This window comes from Bacillus sp. WP8 (assembly GCF_000800825.1).
Taxonomy (GTDB): domain Bacteria; phylum Bacillota; class Bacilli; order Bacillales; family Bacillaceae; genus Bacillus; species Bacillus safensis.
Map to the genome: position 1 here is coordinate 3,001,226 of NZ_CP010075.1, position 21,324 is coordinate 3,022,549.

General features: G+C 40.8%; 25 protein-coding genes and 1 other RNA gene. 5 read left to right on the forward strand and 21 right to left on the reverse strand.

The window, feature by feature from the left end; all coding sequences use genetic code 11:
• Positions 1 to 64 precede the first annotated feature (64 nt).
• From QR42_RS19740 to QR42_RS15245, 6 genes are all read right to left on the reverse strand, one after another.
• Positions 65 to 199 (reverse strand): hypothetical protein, encoded by a 135-nt coding sequence (locus QR42_RS19740; protein ID WP_257218418.1) that lies wholly within the window; start codon positions 197 to 199, stop codon positions 65 to 67.
• Positions 196 to 2,631, reverse strand: coding sequence for a heavy metal translocating P-type ATPase (locus QR42_RS15225; RefSeq protein WP_039181430.1), 2,436 nt, complete (start codon positions 2,629 to 2,631; stop codon positions 196 to 198). The genes QR42_RS19740 and QR42_RS15225 overlap by 4 nt, the downstream gene beginning before the upstream one ends.
• A gap of 80 nt (positions 2,632 to 2,711) precedes the next feature.
• Positions 2,712 to 2,918, reverse strand: coding sequence for a copper chaperone CopZ (gene copZ / locus QR42_RS15230; protein WP_024423475.1), 207 nt, complete (start codon positions 2,916 to 2,918; stop codon positions 2,712 to 2,714).
• 72 nt (positions 2,919 to 2,990) lie between these two features.
• Positions 2,991 to 3,296 carry a metal-sensing transcriptional repressor gene (locus QR42_RS15235; protein ID WP_012011272.1) on the reverse strand — a complete coding sequence of 102 codons (306 nt, stop codon included), beginning with the start codon at positions 3,294 to 3,296 and terminating at the stop codon, positions 2,991 to 2,993.
• Between the two features lie 101 nt (positions 3,297 to 3,397).
• On the reverse strand, positions 3,398 to 3,853 hold the full coding sequence (locus QR42_RS15240) for a DUF6376 family protein (RefSeq protein ID WP_039181435.1): 456 nt from the start codon (positions 3,851 to 3,853) through the stop codon (positions 3,398 to 3,400).
• Positions 3,854 to 4,112: 259 nt separating this feature from the next.
• Positions 4,113 to 5,714: a histidine kinase N-terminal 7TM domain-containing diguanylate cyclase gene (locus QR42_RS15245; protein ID WP_039181438.1), complete on the reverse strand. Its 1,602-nt coding sequence runs from the start codon at positions 5,712 to 5,714 to the stop codon at positions 4,113 to 4,115.
• Positions 5,715 to 5,953: 239 nt separating this feature from the next.
• Here QR42_RS15245 and QR42_RS15250 point away from each other — a divergent pair, with 239 nt between their 5' ends.
• Positions 5,954 to 6,193, forward strand: coding sequence for a hypothetical protein (locus QR42_RS15250; RefSeq protein WP_039181442.1), 240 nt, complete (start codon positions 5,954 to 5,956; stop codon positions 6,191 to 6,193).
• Positions 6,194 to 6,284: 91 nt separating this feature from the next.
• Here the strand turns inward: QR42_RS15250 and QR42_RS15255 are convergent, their stop codons facing one another.
• The 10 genes from QR42_RS15255 to QR42_RS15300 all read right to left on the reverse strand — a co-directional run bounded on the left by QR42_RS15255 (position 6,285) and on the right by QR42_RS15300 (position 14,728).
• On the reverse strand, positions 6,285 to 6,854 hold the full coding sequence (locus QR42_RS15255) for a hypothetical protein (RefSeq protein ID WP_039181445.1): 570 nt from the start codon (positions 6,852 to 6,854) through the stop codon (positions 6,285 to 6,287).
• 7 nt (positions 6,855 to 6,861) lie between these two features.
• Positions 6,862 to 7,335: a hypothetical protein gene (locus QR42_RS15260; protein WP_039181448.1), complete on the reverse strand. Its 474-nt coding sequence runs from the start codon at positions 7,333 to 7,335 to the stop codon at positions 6,862 to 6,864.
• Positions 7,336 to 7,906: 571 nt separating this feature from the next.
• Positions 7,907 to 8,410 carry a hypothetical protein gene (locus QR42_RS15265; protein WP_039181451.1) on the reverse strand — a complete coding sequence of 168 codons (504 nt, stop codon included), beginning with the start codon at positions 8,408 to 8,410 and terminating at the stop codon, positions 7,907 to 7,909.
• 963 nt (positions 8,411 to 9,373) lie between these two features.
• Positions 9,374 to 9,737: a transfer-messenger RNA gene (ssrA, locus tag QR42_RS19165) on the reverse strand.
• 174 nt (positions 9,738 to 9,911) lie between these two features.
• Positions 9,912 to 10,382 (reverse strand): SsrA-binding protein SmpB, encoded by a 471-nt coding sequence (gene smpB, locus QR42_RS15275; protein ID WP_039181456.1) that lies wholly within the window; start codon positions 10,380 to 10,382, stop codon positions 9,912 to 9,914.
• A 139-nt stretch (positions 10,383 to 10,521) separates the two neighbouring features.
• Positions 10,522 to 12,864, reverse strand: a complete 2,343-nt coding sequence (rnr, locus tag QR42_RS15280; protein ID WP_039181459.1) for a ribonuclease R — start codon at positions 12,862 to 12,864, stop codon at positions 10,522 to 10,524.
• Between the two features lie 19 nt (positions 12,865 to 12,883).
• A complete protein-coding gene (locus QR42_RS15285) occupies positions 12,884 to 13,630 on the reverse strand; it encodes an alpha/beta hydrolase (RefSeq protein WP_039181462.1) in 747 nt (248 codons plus the stop codon).
• Between the two features lie 124 nt (positions 13,631 to 13,754).
• Positions 13,755 to 13,988 carry a preprotein translocase subunit SecG gene (secG, locus tag QR42_RS15290; protein ID WP_003212746.1) on the reverse strand — a complete coding sequence of 78 codons (234 nt, stop codon included), beginning with the start codon at positions 13,986 to 13,988 and terminating at the stop codon, positions 13,755 to 13,757.
• A 186-nt stretch (positions 13,989 to 14,174) separates the two neighbouring features.
• The gene (locus QR42_RS15295) at positions 14,175 to 14,465 is read right to left on the reverse strand and encodes an AbrB/MazE/SpoVT family DNA-binding domain-containing protein (RefSeq protein WP_039181465.1); all 291 of its coding nucleotides are present in this window, start codon (positions 14,463 to 14,465) and stop codon (positions 14,175 to 14,177) included.
• 29 nt (positions 14,466 to 14,494) lie between these two features.
• Entirely contained in the window at positions 14,495 to 14,728 is a 234-nt protein-coding gene (locus QR42_RS15300) for a helix-turn-helix domain-containing protein (RefSeq protein ID WP_024719830.1), read from the reverse strand.
• 154 nt (positions 14,729 to 14,882) lie between these two features.
• Here QR42_RS15300 and QR42_RS15305 point away from each other — a divergent pair, with 154 nt between their 5' ends.
• From QR42_RS15305 to QR42_RS15315, 3 genes are all read left to right on the forward strand, one after another.
• Complete coding sequence (locus QR42_RS15305; protein ID WP_039181473.1) at positions 14,883 to 15,287, forward strand: helix-turn-helix domain-containing protein; 405 nt, start codon at positions 14,883 to 14,885, stop codon at positions 15,285 to 15,287.
• A 130-nt stretch (positions 15,288 to 15,417) separates the two neighbouring features.
• Positions 15,418 to 15,819, forward strand: a complete 402-nt coding sequence (locus QR42_RS15310) for a helix-turn-helix domain-containing protein (protein ID WP_039181476.1) — start codon at positions 15,418 to 15,420, stop codon at positions 15,817 to 15,819.
• 81 nt (positions 15,820 to 15,900) lie between these two features.
• Positions 15,901 to 16,221 (forward strand): catDE operon transcriptional regulator CatR, encoded by a 321-nt coding sequence (locus tag QR42_RS15315; protein WP_024423485.1) that lies wholly within the window; start codon positions 15,901 to 15,903, stop codon positions 16,219 to 16,221.
• A gap of 80 nt (positions 16,222 to 16,301) precedes the next feature.
• On the opposite strand, the gene QR42_RS15320 is transcribed toward QR42_RS15315, so the two are convergent.
• The 4 genes from QR42_RS15320 to QR42_RS15335 are packed head-to-tail and all read right to left on the reverse strand — an operon-like array spanning position 16,302 to position 19,759.
• On the reverse strand, positions 16,302 to 16,991 hold the full coding sequence (locus QR42_RS15320; RefSeq protein ID WP_034280931.1) for an ABC transporter permease: 690 nt from the start codon (positions 16,989 to 16,991) through the stop codon (positions 16,302 to 16,304).
• Between the two features lie 21 nt (positions 16,992 to 17,012).
• Positions 17,013 to 17,930, reverse strand: coding sequence for an osmoprotectant ABC transporter substrate-binding protein (locus QR42_RS15325; RefSeq protein WP_039181479.1), 918 nt, complete (start codon positions 17,928 to 17,930; stop codon positions 17,013 to 17,015).
• 13 nt (positions 17,931 to 17,943) lie between these two features.
• Positions 17,944 to 18,597 (reverse strand): ABC transporter permease, encoded by a 654-nt coding sequence (locus QR42_RS15330; RefSeq protein ID WP_039181482.1) that lies wholly within the window; start codon positions 18,595 to 18,597, stop codon positions 17,944 to 17,946.
• A 13-nt stretch (positions 18,598 to 18,610) separates the two neighbouring features.
• Positions 18,611 to 19,759, reverse strand: a complete 1,149-nt coding sequence (locus tag QR42_RS15335) for a betaine/proline/choline family ABC transporter ATP-binding protein (RefSeq protein ID WP_039181485.1) — start codon at positions 19,757 to 19,759, stop codon at positions 18,611 to 18,613.
• Positions 19,760 to 20,027: 268 nt separating this feature from the next.
• On the opposite strand from QR42_RS15335, the gene QR42_RS15340 reads away from it, so the two are divergent.
• Complete coding sequence (locus QR42_RS15340) at positions 20,028 to 20,564, forward strand: GbsR/MarR family transcriptional regulator (protein WP_024426065.1); 537 nt, start codon at positions 20,028 to 20,030, stop codon at positions 20,562 to 20,564.
• 55 nt (positions 20,565 to 20,619) lie between these two features.
• Here QR42_RS15340 and QR42_RS15345 read toward each other — a convergent pair whose 3' ends face one another.
• Entirely contained in the window at positions 20,620 to 21,252 is a 633-nt protein-coding gene (locus QR42_RS15345) for a MarC family protein (RefSeq protein ID WP_039181488.1), read from the reverse strand.
• Positions 21,253 to 21,324: the final 72 nt, after the last annotated feature.

The window sequence follows — 21,324 nt, forward strand, 5'->3', positions numbered from 1 at the left end:
AATCTTTAAAAAGGTGGGTTTTTCCACAATATTGTTAAAAAAAGACTTCGCTTTTGGCGAAGTCTTAATGATTTTGCATTTGTTCACTTGGTGTATCTTGTTGTGTAGAAAATCTATCGTACATCGCATATCCAATGAGGACAAGAACAACGTAGAACAATGCACTAATCGTCCAAACCCATTTGACATTCATCTTCATTCTGCCACTCCCTCTCTGACTGGCTTCAATCGCTGCAATCTGAGCGCATTCAGCACAACGGACACGGAGCTAAAGGCCATTGCCGCTCCTGCAAGCCATGGCGCAAGGAAACCAAATGCAGCGATCGGTATCCCAATACAGTTATAGGCAAGCGCCCAAAATAAATTTTGCTTAATGTTTCTCATTGTTTTTTGACTAAATTCCAGCGCATCTGCAATCGCATGGAGATCTCCTGTCATGAGCGTAATATCTGCTGCTTCCATGGCAACGTCTGTCCCTGTTCCCACAGCCATCCCAATATTCGCTGTTGCAAGAGCTGGGGCATCATTGATACCGTCTCCGACCATGGCGACTTTTTTTCCTTGTTTCTGAAGCGCTGCAATATGAGCCGCTTTTTCTTCAGGCAGCACTTCAGCAATGACATGATCAATGCCTGCCTGTTTCGCAATCGCCTCTGCTGTTAGTTTATTATCACCTGTCATCATCACAACGTGAATCCCCTGCTCTTTCAGACGAGCGATGGCTTGATGAGAGGATGATTTGATCGTATCTGCGACCGCGACAATGCCAGCGACTTCGCCGTCAATCGCGACAAGCATAGCCGTTTTTCCTTGCTCCTCCAGCGTTGTGACGGATGATTCGACTTGATCATATGGGATATGATGTTTCTGTAATAGCTTACGCGTTCCAATTAAAAGCTTGTGTCCTGCGGCATTTGCTTCAATTCCATGACCTGGATCTGCTTGGAAGCCTTCAACTCCGACTGCTTCAAGACCTTGTTCCTTCATTCCATCTGTGATCGCTCGGGCAAGCGGGTGTTCCGACTGCTGTTCTGCCGATCCTGCTAGTTGCAGCACCGCATCTTCTGTCCAATTCGCGTATGCCAACACATCTGTCAGACTCGGCTCCCCTTTTGTCACAGTTCCTGTTTTATCTAACACCACCGTGTCGAGTGATTGAGTCACTTCTAAATGCTCTCCGCCTTTAAACAGAATGCCTGATTCAGCCGCACGGCCGCTGCCAGCCATAATAGAGGTAGGTGTAGCAAGTCCGAGCGCACATGGACATGCGATAACAATGACGGCTATAAAGGTTTCAAGTGCTGACGTCACATTCCCAGGGTCGACAAAGAAAAACCATATGAGGAATGTGAGCACAGCAATTCCTACAACGATGGGCACAAATATCCCTGATATTTGATCTGCCATTCTTTGAATCGGTGCTTTTGAGCCCTGCGCTTGTTCTACGACTCGGATAATCTGGGAAAGCGCCGTCTCTTTTCCGACTTTTGTCGCTTTTATTTTCATAAATCCATTTTTATTGATCGTTGCTCCGATGACCATATCTCCTGCGGTTTTATCAACAGGCAGACTTTCTCCTGTAATCATGGACTCATCTATTGCGGTTGTTCCCTCTATGATCTCTCCATCTACCGGCACTTTTTCACCCGGTTTGACAAACACAAGATCATTCACTTTCACGTCAGAAATAGGCACAGTCATCTGTTTGCCATCTCGTTCGATAACCGCTTCTTTCGCTTGTAAGCCCATCAGTTTTTGAATCGCTTCTGATGATCTTCCTTTTGCTCTTGCTTCCATTAATTTTCCGAGCACGATCAACGTAATGAGGACAGCACTTGTTTCATAATAGAGGGCTGCCTCATGTGTGCCTCGAATCGCTGACTGAATGCTTTCATATAAACTATAGAAAAACGCGGCAGAAGTCCCAAGTGCGACAAGAACATCCATATTGGCACTTTTATTTCTTAAAGCCTTATACGCACCTACATAAAATGGCCAGCCGACAATAAACTGCACAGGCGCTGCTAACGCCAGCTGAACCCATGGATTCATGAACGCTTCAGGCAGCCAAATAAAGGATGTGAAAGAAAAATGGCTGACCATTGCCCAAAGAAGCGGCAGTGACAAAATCATTGAGAATAAAAAGCGTGCCGTCTGCTTCTCTATTGCTGCTTGGCGGTGATCTTTTTTTCCTCCCTCTGCTTGATCTACGTCTGGTTCAATTAAGGAATACCCTATAGACTGCACTGCATTTTTTATATCATTTGTAGACGTTTGGCCCGGATGATATGTGACCTGAAGTGTCTCTAGCGCAAAGTTTACAGACCCGTGATCGACACCGTCCATTCGGTTAATTTTTTTCTCGATTCGGTTTGCACAAGCCGCACAAGTCATTCCCTCTATATCAAATTCTGCTTTCTCTATCACCACATCGTAACCAAGAGATTGGACTTTTCGCTTCAAATCATCTGGTGTTAACTGCTCTGATTCGTAGATGATATGGGAAGTTTCAAGCGCCAAATTCACACTGGCATCCTCCACACCTTCCAGCCTGTTCAATCCCTTTTCGATGCGGCCTGCACAGGCAGCACAGGTCATCCCCGTAATTTGAAAGTCAATTTCCTTTTTCATTGATCTCACCTCTCCACATACTCCATGGGGGTATTATATTTTGAAAAAAAGACGTGCTGTCATGCAGCACGTATGTTCATTTATACGACATCATATCCCTGTTCTTCAATCACATCAGAGATACGGTGTAATGTGACTTGATCCGGGTGAAATGAAACCTCCACCTGTCCTTTGTCTAAATGGACTTTCACAGATTCAACACCTGCTAATTCTCCTACATTTCCTTCGACTGCTTTCACGCAATGTCCACAAGACATGCCCTGCACTTGAAGTGTTGCTTGTTCCACTTCTCATCGCCTCCATCAATCATTTTCTACAACTTACTATACCCTAGTAGGGTATCAATGTAAACATAAATGCTACGATTTTGTCAGTTTCGTAAAGACCGTCATTAACTCTTCAATGGCTTCATCCCCATTGCCGCTCTTGATAGCATCTGCTACGCAATGATGTGTATGCTTTTCCATCAAATGCAGACTGACTTTTTTCAAAGCCGCATTGACTGCGGAAATTTGATTCACAACATCTATACAGTAACGATCGTTTTCAATCATTTGCTGAATCCCGCGAACTTGTCCTTCCACTCGTTTCAAACGATTGATCAATTGATCTTTTTCCTTCTCGGCTCTTGGCGAAGCCATATGTCGTTCTTCATGTTCTGTCATGTGTGATCACCTTTTTTCTATTATGACTTGTCATTACTTAAATTAAAGCATATCTCCACCGGAAAAGGCAAAGATATGCGGCATATAAAGCTATGTTTGTCCTAATTTGTTAATTGTTCGATATCCTGCAAAAGATTGACGGATTGTTGAAGCTGTTTCATCAATCCCTGCTGATCCTCCAGTATGGAGGCAACATCGATATCGCCTGCTTTCAATTGCTGTAAATACGTTTGGATTTCCTCTGACAGCACTTTATTTTTTTCAATGATTTGTGCATGCAGGTCTTCTGCCATTTTTGGCGCTGTGACTTCATTAAAATCTTGAATATCTGCCTTCAATGATTCAAGCTGCTGCGTTAATTCTGCTTTTTTGGCGGCATTTTGCACAGCTTCTTCAGCGAGTTTTGGAAAGTCCTCTGTAAATTGCTGAATGTCTGTCACATAGTCATTTGCCTCAGTGACATATGTCGTTGTATCGTTGACCTGATCAAGCAAGCCGGAGCACCCGCTTAATACAAGCGTTCCGGAAAATAGGAAAGCCATCACATATTTTTTCAAGATCGATCATCCTTTCATCTGTAGGATTAAAAGCATCATTTGTTCCGCTTCCCTCTATATCACACAGATGCAAAAAGACCTTAAAAATAGCCAGACCTTTGCCTCATGTGTGATAGGCAAAGGTCTGGCTAACATTGTTCATGCCGGAATGACCGAGAAACAACGAATGTTTCTGTAATGACGACCAGACCGTAAAAGCTACTCCCCTTTAGGAAACCGTTCAATGTTATGTTTATCATATCGAATGTCGGGACAACAGTCAATTCGGGAGATCCTGCTCATGATACAGCACATGGCCCTTACCAGTTGATGCATAAATCCGGTTCCGTCCTTGGCGTTTTGACATATACAAGGCCTGATCCGCTTCAAATAGAAGTGTTTCTAATACACAAGGATCATTGGCTGTATGAGCAATTCCAAAGCTCGCTGTCACTCGAACTTTTTCCTCATCATTCGTAAAGAAACTCGCTTCAAACGAATGTCTTATTTGTTCCGCGATATGACATGCCTCTTTAAATGACTGATGAGGCAGACAAATCGCAAACTCTTCTCCCCCATATCGTCCAAATAAATCATCCATTTGTAAATGCTCCTGACAAATAGAGACAACATGACGCAGCGCTTCATCTCCAATATGATGTCCGTGTGTGTCATTAATTTGTTTAAAGAAATCAATATCAAACAGCATAACCGCCGTATCCTGCGCATCCTCTTCCAAAATCAGCTGCGTTCGTTCGATGAAAGAAGAACGATTGAAAATATTCGTCAAACCATCGATATACGCACGACGCTCCAGCTCTTCCTGCAGCAAACGCTGCTCTGTTACATCACTGATGACTATTTGCCTGCCCTCGATCTCTCCTCTTTTATTAAATAGAGACGAAGCGGTCAGATGATAATAGCAGGACTGGTCTTTTTCCTTTTTCCACATTAGATCATATTGCGAATGATCCTGCGGAGAGCGCAGCCACTGAATGAACGCTGAATCTTTGATGATTCCTGAGAAAATATCGTCGACTTTATAGCCAATTCCCTTTTTATTCGCAAGTGTCGGAATGATCGATGCTGCAGCGGGGTTGTAATCAATGAGTGTCCGATATCGATCTAAAATCAGAACCCCTTCAGACATATGCTCAAACACACGCTCCATTGCAATGGGAGAGATTTTAAAGAGCTGAAACGACATAATCGCCCATAGATAGAGTGCGTTAGTCAAAAACATCACCACAGGGACCGGATCAATATGAAAAGGAGTGACGCCTAATAAATAGATAAAAGAAGTCATAATGGGTAATAACATTCCCACTAACAGTATCAGAATCTGCTTTAAATATTCTTTTTTTGTGACACGTAAAAACCAAACCAGCATAAAAATAGCGAGCATCGAACAGCCAAACGTATAAACGCCATGGATGATATACCAATAGCCAATCGTAAAATCAGCCAATAAAAAACCATCTACTGGATTTATCGTGATGTCTCGATAAAAGAGCGAATGTAAAGAGTTGGTGAACACCAAAATGGTTGTGAGAGTTGGAATCAATAAGATGAGAAGCACGCGGCGCTTTGTGAAATATTGATGGAACCCCGTAAATTGCAGCACAATCAGCAGACTGAGCGGTGCGATAAACGGAAGACCTATGTATTGAAAACAAACCCAGAACATGATTTCTCCAGGGGTACGAGCCAATAATTCAAACGTATGCCCAAAGATATAAATCGCAGTTGCTCCAGACATGTACATAAACAATTGACAGCCAATATACCGATGGCGGTTTGCATGAGCAATGATTGATAATATCACGGACAGAATGCCAGAAACACTCATGATCACAATAAAATGTAAAACAATCGAATCCATGTAAACGCCCCAATTTCAGTCATTTAGAACTAGTCTAATCTTACTATATATGAGGACGTCACAAATGGGAAGATGTGATTTTGAATTGGTTGGAGGTTTTTTGTAAATTTTCAGGCGTTACCTGTTCGTGCCCCCTTATATTTTCACTACTTTTTGCTTAAATTGAGGGAGAAGTATGTTGCGCCAAGAAAAATATATGTACAATGTGGGGATCAATGGAGAGGAGACTCGAAAGGAATATGACTTTTTGGATCATCATGATGGGGCTGTTTCTGCTGATTCTTTTGGAAAAACCGTTTGAAAAGAGAAGTTCTGGATTATTATTTTTGATCAGTTACTTGCTGCTGATTGCGATTTATGTGATTCAGACAACATTTGTGGAACTTGTGTCAGATGAATTTTTGATGATGTTTGCGGTGGTTGTCGTTTTTCCTTTGTTTGTTCGGTTGTTGGTGTCTTCTATGAGAAACCGTACATAAGAAAAGAGATGCCAGATGTGGCATCTCTTTTTCTGTTGTGATCCAAGTTCGGTGTATCTCCCTTAAAAAGTTCCAGCATCATTTTTTAAAATCAAGATTTTGATTTGTCCTTTGGTGTATCTTTAGCTTTCTCATCTTCAATTTTACTAACTTCTGTTTTTGCAAGAACCATCTCTTCTAATGCTTTCTTCATTCTAGAATCTATGAAATTCAAATCATCATCAACGACCTTATCTTGCTTTGTAACCTTTATGATATCTTTGAAAACCGGTTCTAATTTGTCATCTGTTTTTACTAAGTAACTATTTACTTTTTTATACGTATCTGGAACTTTGTTTTCGTTTTCTTTGGCTTCGCTAAGTAATTCTCGCAGGCTATCAATTTTCTTCTCAAGTTCACTAGCCCATTCTTTATCATAAACATTATCCATTGGAACTAATGAAAAAAAGAAAGGCATAATTCTATCTTCAAAACGTTTTAAATACCCCTTATACCATGCAGCATATTCTTTATCGGTCATCTTTTCAATTTTTTCTTGTTTTGCCGGCGTTTTATTTGACGATGAACCGTTTGCTGCTTCATTTTTACCGCATGCTGTGCTCATCATCAATGTAAATACTAGAAGAAATACTGAAATCATTGTCCTTTTATTTGTCTTCATGTGTGAATTACTCCTTATCCTTTGAGACTTTTTCTACTTCGTCATCGGCTTTGGCTGTTTGATCGTATGCTTTGTCGAGACTTTTCGAAATGTTATCCAATGATTCAAGATCAAGATTTTCAAGTGCTTTCGGTGTTTCTTCTACGGCATATTGATATCCTTTGTTTGCTTTTAGCAAATACTCATGTGCTTTTTTATAAGCACCAGGAACGTTTTTCTTTTCATTACCCTCATCAATGACTTTTTGTACATCAAAAAGTGACTTCTCGACAGATCCAAGCCATTCATCATTACCTGCATCAATGGCCACCATCTTTTTAGCAAACACGAGCATTGTGTCTTCGATATCACTTCTGTAGTTCTCATACCACTCGGCATATTCTTTTTCTGCTTTTTGGTTGCTGCACGCTGTACCGAATACCATCAGCACAGCAAGCATGATCATCGTTGCGAATAGTGATTTAGTCTTTACTTTGTTCACTAAGATAAACTCCTTCTGCATTCCTGCTGTTATTTTCAAGCTTTAAATTTAATGAAATTGCCACTTGTTTATGGTGTAACATTCCTACATTTCATCGGTTAAATAGTAGTTATATTTAGCTATTCATTCAATTTATTAGTAAATAGATCCTCATTTGGCTTTTCTGTTAAAAAATTATAAAAAGCATAAAAAAAAGACGCTATCAATAGCGTCTTCTTGTATTTAATCTCAATTTTCATGTTGCCAGTCTCGCATCAAGGGCTTTCAAACCCTTTATACGACTGCATGCTGCAAAGGATGATGATACAGTCAATCAGATAGCTGTATTTTGGAAAGTTCCTTATATAGATGAAGAAGAAACAGTGGCCAAATTCTTGAACGAACATTCGGGGGAACAAATGAAAATTACCGATAAAGTATCTTCTTTAATATGACCCTTCAAGTTGAAGGGTTTTTATTATCTTTTTGTAGAAGGGTACGACGTGACGGATCTTGATAAAGAGAAGCATGAGTGGAAGTTCAGTAATGTAAAAAAGCCGCCCAGGTGGACGGCCAATTTTACATATTAATCTTATTCATATTGAGCAGGAGCAATTTTGGCTACTGGCGCACCACAAAACAGCATGAATACAAATAACACGCTCGGCTTAATTGCAAGGCCCATACCGCCTAAGTATACTGCCACTGTCATCCAATCTCCCTTATCTATTGCTTTTTGCAGATGCTTTAAAGTACCTTTAGCGATGCCAACTGCATCCTCGACACAGCGAGTTACCGTGTTACTTTTCGTGGTCGCTTCTTGATTCATTAATTTTGCGAAAGCGATCATTCCATTTTTTTCTGCATCTGTATAAGGTGATTTTCCAAGCTCTTCTTTATTAATGGTGTAGCCTTTTTCTTTATCAGAAATGATAATCTTTGTGAAAATGTATTCAATTTCTTTTAAAGACTTCTCAATTTGCTCTTCTGTCAAACCTTCTAATCCCTTTGTGCTTTGTGTCTTTGCAGCAGCAGCTGGAGCAAAGGCAGTCACAGCCAGAACTAATGCTAACATTAAAAAAACCAATCTTTTCATATTAACTCCCCCTTTTTTCAACTCAAAATTACCTTATCATACATTTATGTAAAATAAAGGGTTTTAAGAGAGAGTTAAACCCATTAGTCATAATCAGACATACATCGACATATTACGCCCACAAGTTTAAAGATAAAAACGAGAGAAAATAAATTACCATGCCTAACATTACAAAAAATTTAAGGAAATTTTCGTACTTTGTGAGAGGTCGCTCTTTTTTTGTTTTGATTAGTTTCCAATAAAGAGCGTATCCAGAGAAGAAAAGAATTAATTGACCAAGTCTTGAAGCGTCCTCTAATATATCTATTCCATTCATTATAGTTCACCTCCCAAATCACAGAAAAATCAAACATTCTACACATCTATTTTTCATGTATATCCAAGGTAATTTCAATTCATTATCTCAAATTTCCTTTCACCTTCCAACATTTATGTAAAAATAAGTAATAAGAAGCATTAGACAAGATAGATGTATCCCTCCTTTCTTTAAATGTTTTTTTGATATTCCAAAAATACGAATGATAAATAGGTGGACTTGAAGTAAAGAATTAACACAAAAAAGCCCCTCCAAAAAAATGGAAGAGTTCTCAATTTACTTATGTTTTACCTTAACATATTTTAATGAAGCAGTGATGTATAATCCTGATCTAATTTTAAACATTTTCGATCCGTTAACGGTCACCTAATCAAGCGTAAATGCTTCACCAAGCTTTATTTCTTTGTGTTTCGCTGACCAACTGGGCTTATCATAAAACATGCCTAATATTTAATAAATAAAAATCGCAATCCTTTTGTGCTAACCAGTCGTTTTATGGCACTCAGAAATTATAGCCACATATACCCTTCCAAACAAAAGGAAGTTGTAGCTTTTATGAAAGAAGAAGTTTTCTAATGTTGCCAGAATGATGCCAGCCTCACATCAAGGGTTTTCAAACCCTTGATACGACTGCATTCTAAAAGTTTTGATGGAGACGGTGGGAGTCGAACCCACGTCCAGAGACATCGATTACTTAAGCGTCTACGAGCGTAGTCAACATATTTACGTGTTGACTCATCCTCATGCCTGCTGACGGGCGCTTGGAGAGCTAGTCTGATGGATCTCTTCTTACGTCCTCAGACGGAAACGTAAGCGTAGCCTACTTCATTGGGCTCCTCACAGACACATAGGCGATGTCAGGAAGAGCTCGCTGCGCTTATTAGGCAGCTAGTGCTAAGTTTTGGTTAAAACTTTTAGTTTTGCCAGTTACATTTAAGTGCGTGTTAACGAGATCGCCTCTCGGCTCGCAGCCTAAGCTCGAACCATCCCTGTCGAATCCGTAACGTCCCCTTGTAAAAGGGATATACGGGATGGAAGTTCAGCTTCACTGCTTCCGTATATAACTATTATAACAATCTCATTGCTCGAAACAACTGGTGGTTTCTGTCAAAACAGCGATGATTGTTTTCTGCATAACATATTGTAGCATAATGCTTCCGCTCTCAGCAAGCCATCTGCATCAGGCTAGAATTGCTTTTGACGATCGCGGAAGGCACGTTCGATTTCACGTTTTGCATCTTTTTTCTTCAGATCTTCACGTTTATCGTATTTCTTCTTCCCTTTCCCAATTCCAATCAGCACTTTTGCAAAGCCATTTTTCAAATATAGTTTCAGAGGCACAAGTGAGTAGCCTTCTTCCTTTGTCGCACCAATCAATTTGCTGATTTGCTTGCGATGAAGCAGCAGCTTTCTCGTTCTCAGCGGATCATGGTTATAACGGTTCCCCTGTTCGTATGGGCTCACGTGCATGTTGTGAAGAAACACTTCTCCTCGCTCGATTTTGGCAAAGGAATCTTTTAAATTCACTTTTCCAGCACGAATCGATTTGATTTCAGTTCCTTGTAATACAAGGCCGGCTTCGTAAGTTTCTTCTATCAAGTAATCATGATTTGCTTTTTTGTTTTGGGAAACAACCTTTCCCTCTCCCTTTGGCATTGGCGTACACCCTCCTTTTGACACAGACACGGTCCAAATCGTACGGATTATTTTATCAAACAATCCACCTTTCGACAATGCTGACGCCATGTGGTCAAAAAGCAAATAGAGCGTGATGCCCTATTTGCTTTTTGGCACGTTACTTTTTCTTTTTGCGTTTTTGTTTCGGTGCGTTTTCAAATACGCGTTTTTTCTTTTTCTTTTTTTTACGGCTTGTGAACCAGTCACTTCCGCTTTTATCCTCTTTGCCTTTTTCCCCAGAGGCTTTTTGACCTCCACGCCCTTTTTTCGCTGGTGGATCTGTCCGTTTTTTGAACTTGAAATCTTTTGGTGATTTACGGCGAGTGCCCTTCATACCGACGATTTCAAAATCAATCGAGTGCTCATCTTTATTGACATTCACAACTTTGACAGTGATTTCATCACCGATTCGGTAGACATTTCCTGTCCGTTCACCGATCATGGCAAAGTGCTGCTCATCAAAGCGATAATAGTCGTCAGTCATGTAGCTGACATGGACAAGACCTTCTATCGTATTTGGCAGTTCAACGAATAGTCCGAAGTTCGTCACGGAACTAATCATGCCATCAAACTCTTCACCGATTTTATCTAGCATAAACTCTGCCTTCTTCAGATCATCTGTTTCACGCTCTGCATCGACTGAGCGGCGCTCCATTGTCGACGCATGATCTGCGATTTCAGGCAGCAGCTGGCCCCACTTTTCTAAAGTCGCTTCATCTGTCTTTTTCTGAATCAAATAGGTTCTAATCAGTCTATGCACGATTAAATCCGGGTAACGTCGGATCGGTGATGTGAAATGTGTATAGAATTCCGTTGATAATCCAAAATGGCCAATGCTTTCTGGATCATACTTCGCCTGTTTCATAGAGCGAAGCATCACAGTTTGAATGACGACTTCTTCTGGTTGATCCCTGACAGCATCGAGGACACTTTGAAGTGCGCGCGGGTGAATATTCGTTGACGTTCCTTTTACAATGTAACCAAACGTCGTCACGAACTCTAAAAAGCGCTGAAGTTTCTCAGGATTTGGTTCTTCGTGAATTCGGTAAATGAACGGAACATTCATCCAGTGGAAATGCTCTGCAACTGTTTCGTTTGCAACAAGCATGAATTCTTCAATTAATTTCTCTGCAACGGAACGCTCACGAATGACAACATCTTTCGCTGCGCCTTCATCATCTACAAGTACTTTTGCTTCCTTGAAATCAAAGTCTACAGCTCCGCGCTCCATTCGTTTGTCACGTAGAATCTCTGCAAGCTTCTCCATCTCTTGGAACATCGGAACAAGCGACTCATATTTGTTTAGAAGCTCTTCGTCTTGGTCGACTAAAATCTTATTTACATCGGAATAGGTCATTCTCTCTGTCGTTTTGATCACACTTTGGAAAATCTCGTGTTTGACGACTTTCCCGTTACGATCAATGACCATTTCACAAGACAGGGTGAGACGATCGACCTTTGGATTTAATGAACAAATACCGTTTGACAAACGATGCGGAATCATCGGAATGACGCGGTCGACGAGATACACACTCGTTCCACGTTCATATGCTTCCTGATCAATCGGTGAATTCTCTGTGACATAATGAGAAACGTCTGCAATGTGCACGCCGAGCTTATATTTGCCATCATCCAGCTTTTGCACGGTTACGGCATCATCTAAGTCCTTCGCATCTGCACCGTCAATCGTCACGATCGTTTCATTGCGCAGATCACGTCTGCCTTCAAGGTCCTTTTCATCAATCGTTTCCGGTGTGTCCGCTGCCTGCTGAAGTGCTTCTTCTGGGAATTCACCTGGCAGACCGTGTTTATGAATGATCGACAAAATATCAATGCCAGGGTCATTTTTATGACCAAGGATTTCAGTCACTTCACCCTCTGCACTCATTCTTCCTTCAGGGTAGCTTGTCAGCGTCACAACGACTTTATGACCTTCAACCGCTCCGTTTTTAGCGGATTTCGGAATGAAGATATCGTTTGTGATTTTTTTATCATCAGGAATGACAAAGCCAAAGCTTTTCGTTTCAGTATAGGTACCGACAACCGTCTGAGTATTACGCTCCAGAATGCGGATGACAGTTCCTTCTTTTTTCGTGCCGTTTGATTTGTGGCTGACACGAACCATGACAGTATCGCCATTCATCGCTGTGCCTAACTCATTTGGGGGAATGAAAATATCATCCTGTCCAAACTCTTCAGGCGTCACAAATGCAAATCCTTTTGCATGAGCAGACAGCTTTCCTTTTACTAAATTCATTTTTTCTGGTACACCGTAACGGTCGCTGCGCGTGCGAACGATGAGTCCTTGATCTTCCAGCGTCACAAGTGCTTTGACGAGCTCTTTATAATCATCAGGATTGGTAATCTCCATCATGACTTCCAGCTCTTGAACGGTTAACGGTTTATACGCTTCTTCTTTCATAAAAGCGAGTAATTCATCCATAAATTCTTCTTTTTGCACACTCTAACCCCCTATATATTTAAATTGACCAATCAAGTGATTCTAAGAATGCATAGACATCCTGATGAACCTTCTCCCGCTCTTTATCAAGCGTGATGACATGGCCTGATTCTTCATACCATTTCAGATGCTTATCATCTGTCTCTACTTCGTTATAAATGATATTCGCACTATCTGTATTAATCATATGATCGTGACGTGCCTGCACAACAAAAGTAGGTGAATAGATCATGTCTACATTGTTTCTGACATCTGCAATCAGTTCTTGCAAACTCTTGAGAGTATCCATTGGTGTTTTCTTGAACGCTTCCATTTCTTGTTCAATTTGGTCCTCTGACTTACCCTCAAATTTCTTATAGTTACGGGCATAATCTAGTACACCCTGGTACATGACTTCTTCACTTTTTATGTACATAGGTGCACACATAGGTACAATTCCCTTTACAGGTACAGTGTAACCTAATTTCAATGAAAAAACTCCTCCGAGGGATAGTCCGCAAACCGCAATCTCCTCATAGCCCTCATCTTTTAAGAATTGATAGCCTTCTTCTACATCTTTCCACCAGTCAGCCGGGCCTGTATGGACAAGCTCTTCTGGCGGCACACCGTGTCCTTTATATTGAGGTGCATGGCATGTATATCCTCTTTCGTTCAAATAACGACCAAGCATTCGAACATCGGCTGTATTCCCAGTAAAACCGTGAAGAAGAAGCACCGCCTTTTCTCCACCTTTAAACGTAAATGGTTTTGGTGTAACAACTTTCATGATGTGACTTCCTTTCCTTCTGATATGGTTTATATTTTCCACTTGTATGTATGAAACAAACACAAAAGAGTGCTGATAATAAAAAAAGGTCTGAAAAAAGATCAGACCTTCTGTTACTCGCGCTTTACACGCCTAAATATGCCAATGCAAGTGTTAAGATGAAGAAAAGCACTGACAAAATAACCGTTAATCGGTGAAGAATCAAGTCAAGGCCTCTCGCTTTTTGTTTACCGAAAAGCTGCTCGGCTCCACCTGAAATAGCGCCTGACAGTCCAGCACTTTTACTTGATTGTAGTAATACAACGATGATAAGTGCGATACTGACAATTACGAGTAATGTGATAACAAATGCGTGCATGAAAACACCTCCAGACAAACTGGTACACATAACTTTATTTTACATGAAAACAAGGTGCATGTCACGAAACATCAAAATAAAGATTTCCTATATATTGTCGACTTGATTCGTTATTTTGATACAATTTCGTTCCAAAGTGCTGGCTGCAGCATTTTTATATGCAATTTTTCGGTTAAAAACTCATTTTTAATGAGTTGCTTCTTCCTTCAATAGCTGTTTTAATTCTTCTAACAAACGTTCAGCTCCTTCAGGACTCAGCATCACGCTTCCATTTCCATAGCTTTTGTTGTACTTCGTCACTTGTCCCGTTAGCAGGCAGCTCTTATCTGCATCATATTTTTTCAGCATAATGGTTTGATCTTCAATGAAAATTTCTAACAGCTGCTCTTCTTTAATATTGAGTACCTTGCGCATTTCTGACGGCAGAACAATTCTGCCGAGAGAATCAATGTGTCTGACCATCCCAGTCCTTTTCAATGACATTTCCTCCTTGGTGATGATATGAATCATTGACTTTTGTCAACATTTTCATAGTAAAATAGATCTTCAAATTTTTTATCAAAGTAATGAATCATTTTGCCAATGACAAGCTGTCCTGGTTTCCGGTGACCATTTAATACCCTGCTAAGAGTGGCAGGAGAGATGCCAATTTCATCAGCGAGCTGATTTAAAGACATATCGTTCTCAATCATATACTGCATGACAAAAGCCCGCCTGATCTGAATCTTTTCGACCATCATTACAACCTCCTATGGAATCAATATGTACAACATGTAAGGCTCTCACATCAAGCAGATTCATTAACTTATGTCAACACTTTTACCCCTCTGCTATTTCCTTTGGTCAATGATCATACTAAAATAAGTCATATACTGAAATGTGAGGTTCGATGTCATGAATCACTTTGGTGAACAATTACGCATTTTAAGAGAAAATAGAAAAATGTCGGTCAATCAACTTGCCATGTATTCAGGTGTAAGCGCTGCTGGAATTTCTCGTATTGAAAATGGAAAGCGCGGTGTGCCAAAGCCTTTAACCATAAAAAAATTAGCACACGCCTTGAAGGTGCCTTATGAGGATTTAATGCTGCTTGCTGGTCATATTGAACAGGAACAAGTTCATGAAATGAAACCGAAATATGAGTCCATGTTAAAAATCTATCAAACGGCGCTTCAAAAGAATGTAGAACATCTTCCCATTTTTGACGGGGACAAATGGGACAGGCTCTCCGCACAAGATATCAGCCAGCTGAATGAATACTTTCTCACGCTCATCAACCAAAAAAAGACGAACAAATAGCGGGGCATAAACCTAATGTACATCCACCATTAACTAATGTCAATATTTTCATGGTATACTTATTGCCAATAGTCAACATATCAAGTAAAATAGACATATCGAATCTATAACCATGTGAGGTTTTGCGTTGATGAACTTTGGTGCATATTTAAGAGCATTACGTGAAGAAAAGAAGCTGTCAGTGAACCAATTAGCGATGTATTCTGAGGTCAGCGCTGCCGGTATTTCTCGTATTGAAAACGGGAAACGCGGCATTCCGAAACCTCCTACGATTAAAAAGCTAGCTGGTGCGTTAAAGGTACCTTATGAAGACATGATGCAGGCTGCGGGCTATATTGAGGAAGTCTCTCCTGTCCATCAGATCAAGGAAGAGGATCTGGCTTTATCCAAAATAAAGGAAGCTGCAGCGAAATATGAACTTGATGATCTCGAAATATTTGATGGTGACATATGGTCGACCCTTTCGAAAAAAGAAATAGAGGACCTCAACCGCTATTTGTTATTTATGTTAAACAGCCGATCATCCTCATAAATGTTTTCATCATTGACAAGCTTTTTACGCCGATTTATGACAGATTTACGGTATAATGGGTTCAGATTGGAGTGAAGGAAGATGAATCAATCTGACATGTGCCCGCGGTTTGAAAAAGCAGTTGAGTTATTGAGCAAACGCTGGGTGGCACTGATTGTTTTTCAGCTTCTCTCAGGTCAGCAGCGTTTTAGTGAAATTGAGGCAGCCCTGACAAATTTAAGCGGTAGAGTATTATCTGAGAGATTAAAAGAGCTGGAGGCAGCAGGTATTGTAAAACGGGAGGTTTTTGCTGAAACACCCGTGCGCATAGAGTATTCTTTAACAGATATGGGGCGTTCACTTGCACCCGTTTTTGAAGAAATTGCGAAGTGGTCCTCTGAATGGATCACGCTTGAATCATAAAATACAAGCATGTGAACTGCCTGATCATCATAAAACAACCTCCCTTACAGATGTAAGGGAGGTTTTGTCTTTTCAACCGCTTAAGCAGATGTGATGTTTTTTTCAGCTAACGCTTTTCTTTCTTTTTTCTTGTTTGTCGGGCTTAAATAACGTTCGAGCCAGCCCATGACAAGGTCAGCAATGATAGCCATGAGTGCAGTTGGAATCGCACCTGCTAAAATGATGGCTGTTCCGTTTGTGGCGTTTGATCCTCTGATGATGATATCACCAAGACCTCCCGCGCCCACAAATGTTCCAATCGCTGTAATACCGATGGCGATGACCAGTGCGGTTCTTAAACCTGCCATAATGACTGATAAAGCAAGCGGTAATTCAACCATTCTCAGCACTTGCCATTTCGTCATGCCCATCGCTTTACCTGATTCTAAATAGGCATGTTCAATGCTGACAATGCCTGTGTATGTGTTTCGGATGATCGGCAGAAGCGAATACAGAAAGAGTGATAGGATGACTGTATTTGCGCCAAGTCCTAATACAAGCATCAACACGGAAAGCATCGCTAATGCCGGTATCGTTTGAATGACGTTGGTAATGGCGAAGACCCAATTGCTCAGCTTGCGGTAATGCGCCACAAAGATACCTACTGGAATCCCGACAATCGCCGCAAACAACACCCCATACGCCGACATGAGAAAATGCCGATAAAATTCTTCTAACACATATGACCCGTTCTGCTGATAATACGTCCATAATTGCTGCAGTGTGTCCATCAGCCGTGACACCTCCCCATCTTACTCAAAGTAATTGTGCTTTTTCAGGAAATTCTTTGCAACGGTTGCTGGTTCTTGAAGCTCGCCGTCGACTTGGTAGTTCAGCTCTTGCATTTGTTCTGTATCGATTTTTCCGATCAGCCTGTTGATCACCTTATTAAGCCCTGGATTTTCTTTTAAGACTTTCTCCGGGACTACTGGCGATGCATCATATGGCGGAAAGAACCGTTTATCATCTTTTAAAATTTTGAGGTTATAGGCCTTGATTCGTCCATCTGTTGAATAGGCAAGCACAATATCCATTTTTTCATTTTTTAATGCATCATAGACTAAACCAATTTGCATCGGATATGTGCTGCCAAATTTAATTCCGTATGTTTTCACAAACCCTTCATAGCCGTCGCCTTTCTTTTTGAGCCATACATTATCGACACCAAAACGGTAATTGTTCGCATTCTTTTTCAAATCAGAAACCGTTTCTAACTTGTTTTCCTTCGCCATCTTCTGCGTCACGGCAAAGGCATACGTATTATCAAATCCATAAGAATCAAACCATTTGTAATCATATCGTTTCTTAAATTCTTTTTGGACGATCTCCATCGCACGCTCCGGGTCTTTTTCTGCATCCATTCCAAGCGTACTTGTTAAATCCGTGCCTGAATATCTTGTGGCAGAGATGTCAACGTCTCCGTTTTCCATTGCTTTCTGCTGCACAGTGTTGGAACCTAGGTTTTTCACAATGGTTGTCTTTTTATCTGTGTAATGTTCGATCATATCGCCAACCATATAGGCCATAATTTCTGATTCGGTAAAGTTTTGTGCTCCGATTCGCAGCGTGCCCCCTGAGGAGCCGGCTAGTCCAGGAAGTGAACAGCCGCTTATCAATAGCAAGCATCCGGCAAGCAGTGCACTGATCCATTTTGTTTTTCGATTCTTCACATAAGCCAACTCCTTATGAAACTTCCTTCAATCCTTTTAAGCCTTCTGGTGTTACTTTTTTCTCCAGCTTCATTAATGATAGGTCGATGATGACTGCTAAAATCGTGACTGGGATCGCACCTGCAATAATAAATTCCGGCTGATACAGCTGAAGTCCAATCAAAATGTAGTCACCTAGACCGCCTCCACCGATAAAGGCTGCAAGTGTTGTCCAGCCAATCAAATAAATCGTTGACGTTCTGACACCTGCCATAATGACCGGTACAGCAAGCGGGAGTTCAACAAGACGAATTTGTTCCCATGTTGTCATCCCGATTCCTTTACCGGATTCAAGCAAGTTTTTGTTCACACCTTGGACCCCGGCATACGTATTTCTTAAAATAGGTAAAACCGAATAGAAAAAGAGAGCAACGATTGCAGGTATTTTCCCAACCCCCAAAATAGGAATAAAAAAAGCAAGAATCGCTAAACTAGGGAGTGTTTGAAAGATATTCACGATACCGATGATAAAACCTGCGCCTCGTTTCATTCGTGTGAGAAGCACACCTAAAGGAACGGCAACGATAATACCAAGCACAACAGCAATTAAGGAAATATATAAATGCTCCCACATTTTTGTGAGGAGTTCCCCACCATTTTTCTCTAGAAAGTCGATGATTTGATCCATGTGTACACCTCCCTTAATTCATTTCAGTGACAGCCGCCGGCGTATCGTCTCCCCAAATGGAGTCGTACACAACATCTACAAGACTTGCACGTGTCACAATGCCTTTTAAGTGCCCTTCTGCATCCACAACCGGTACATATTTAATACCGCGTATTAAGATTTTCCGGACAGTGTCTCTTAGAAGTGCGCCTTCTTGTACGGTATAGAACTCTGTATTTAAAATATCACCAACGAAAGCTGCTTTTCTGCGGTTCGCATCGATTGTTTCAATGTCGATATAGCCTTTTAGCACATGATGTTCATCTACTACAAGCAAGGAATCGACCCGCTTTTCTCTCATGATGTAGATGGCATCTGTTAATGTTTTTTCAACTGTAATGGTGACTGGTGACGTGTTCATCATTTGTTCTACACGTTCCATGTTCGGGTTCGATTGAAGCAGTCGTTCTTTGCCGATGAATTCTTCTACGAATTCATTGGCAGGGTTCCGCAGAATATCGTCAGGCGTACCTACTTGGACAATCTCTCCATCTTTTAAAATCACAATTCGATCAGCTAGTTTAATGGCTTCGTCCATGTCATGTGTGACGAATACGATGGTTTTATTTAACGTTTTTTGCAGTTTCTTAAATTCTTCCTGCAATGAATCTCGTGTGATTGGATCAAGTGCGCCAAACGGTTCATCCATGAGGATCAGAGGGGGTTCCGCTGCTAGTGCGCGAAGAACACCGATGCGCTGCTGCTGTCCTCCGCTGAGTTCATGAGGGTAGCGCTCTAAATATTCTGGTCCCATGTCGACAAGCTTCAGCAGTTCACGTGCCCGTTCTTTTCGTTTTTCTTCCGGCCATTTTAATAGCTTTGGAACAAGTGAAATGTTTTGTGCGATGGTCATATGGGGGAACAGTCCAATTTGCTGAATTACATAGCCAATTTCTCTTCTTAATTGAACTGGGTCTTTTTTCATAATATTTTCTCCCTCGATGAAGATGTTTCCTGAGGAAGGTTCGATGAGTCGGTTGATCATCTTCATGGTTGTTGTCTTACCACAGCCACTCGGTCCAATAAAACAAATAAATTCTCCTTTTGCTATTTCTAAATCAATATTTTTGACAGCTTTTTTTCCGCCTTTATACGTCTTAGATACATTCTCTAGTTTCAGCAAATGAGACACCTCCATTAGTCGGATTAATATTTTCAGAAAATTTACACCTTATTTATTATAGTGCAAACTTTATAAAATAAAAAGTTTATGATGTGTTTGTATTGCATAACATTTATTTAAAATTTTCAGTTAATGTCCTGCTAGATAGAGATCTCTCCTTTTTCCTCCAAATTACGAGCAAATACTCAATATTTATTGTTTTCATCAACAAACAGGTATATGATATATTGTGTTACAAATTGTCAGTCGTGAAGGGATGAATCGGGGAGTGGACAAGCAAGCGTTAGGCGCCATTCAAAAAGCACAGGATCATTATATTGAAAAAGCTGCCGAGAACATGAATGCCTTTGGTCTTTCTTCTACAGTAGGTAGAGTGCTTGGTATCATTCACATGAACCGTAAACCAATGACGCTTGGAGAGCTATCAGAGGCGACAGGCATGAGCAAAACGCGAATGAGTCAAGTCGTTCGAGAAATGCTCGATTTGAATATTGCGGAAAAGGTTTATGAAAAAGGAATACGTAAAGATCTATACGACGTTGAGCAAGATCAATACCAAACGTTTATTTCCTTGTTTGCAGCCAATTGGTCCCGAGTTGTCAGCAAAAACCGCAAAGCACATAAGAAAACGTGCAAGGAATTGCTGGAATTGCTTGAACAGGACGACCTGCCAGAAGAGACAGAGGATAAAATCAATCTGCTTCTTTCAGAAATCAAGGAAAGTCTTGATTACTATGATTGGATTAGCCGCTTAATTGAATTCTTTGAGAGTGAAGAAGTATTTAAGCATGTGCCGAAACCTTAAAAAAAGCTGTTTTATTTTACATCATTGTAGAAAAAAACAGCTTTTTTATATACACTTATGACATAAACATCGGAAACATCCCTTTTAAGCCCGCACCAATCATTTCAACTGCCACTACAGCAAGAATTAATCCCATTAAGCGCGTCACAACATTCATCTCTGTTTTCCCCATTTTTCGCATAATGAAACTTGAATAATGAAAAGCATAAAAGGTCATCGCCAGTACGATGATAATGCCGATTAAAATCGCAAACATGTGAAGCATCCCTTGACTTCCCGGAGTTAAGCTCATCACTGTAGCGATTGTACCGGGACCAGCGATGATCGGGATCGCAAGCGGCGTAACAGATACATCCGCCTTTTCTTTGCTTTCTGCCTTTTCCTCAGAATGAGGGTTTTGGACATGTGACTCCTTTGCATTCAGTAAATTGTAAGCGATACCAAAAATGAAAATACCTCCGGCGATGCGGAGTGCATGAATATCGATCCCAAACAATTTGAAAATGAGCCTCCCTGCCAATAAAAAGGCAACCAAAATAATGAAAGAGACCACAATGGCTTTTTTGGCTGTTTGGGAGCGTTCTTTCTCTGTATACCCTTCAGTTAAGGTGATAAAAAGAGGCACGTTTCCAATAGGGTTTGATACAGCAAATAATGAGACCACGACATGAATCATAAAGGAAATCAACAGACACCCTCCTTTTTTCATAGTGTCTGCCAATCTGATGTGAATATTCCCTTAGGATGTTAAAACCTGTAT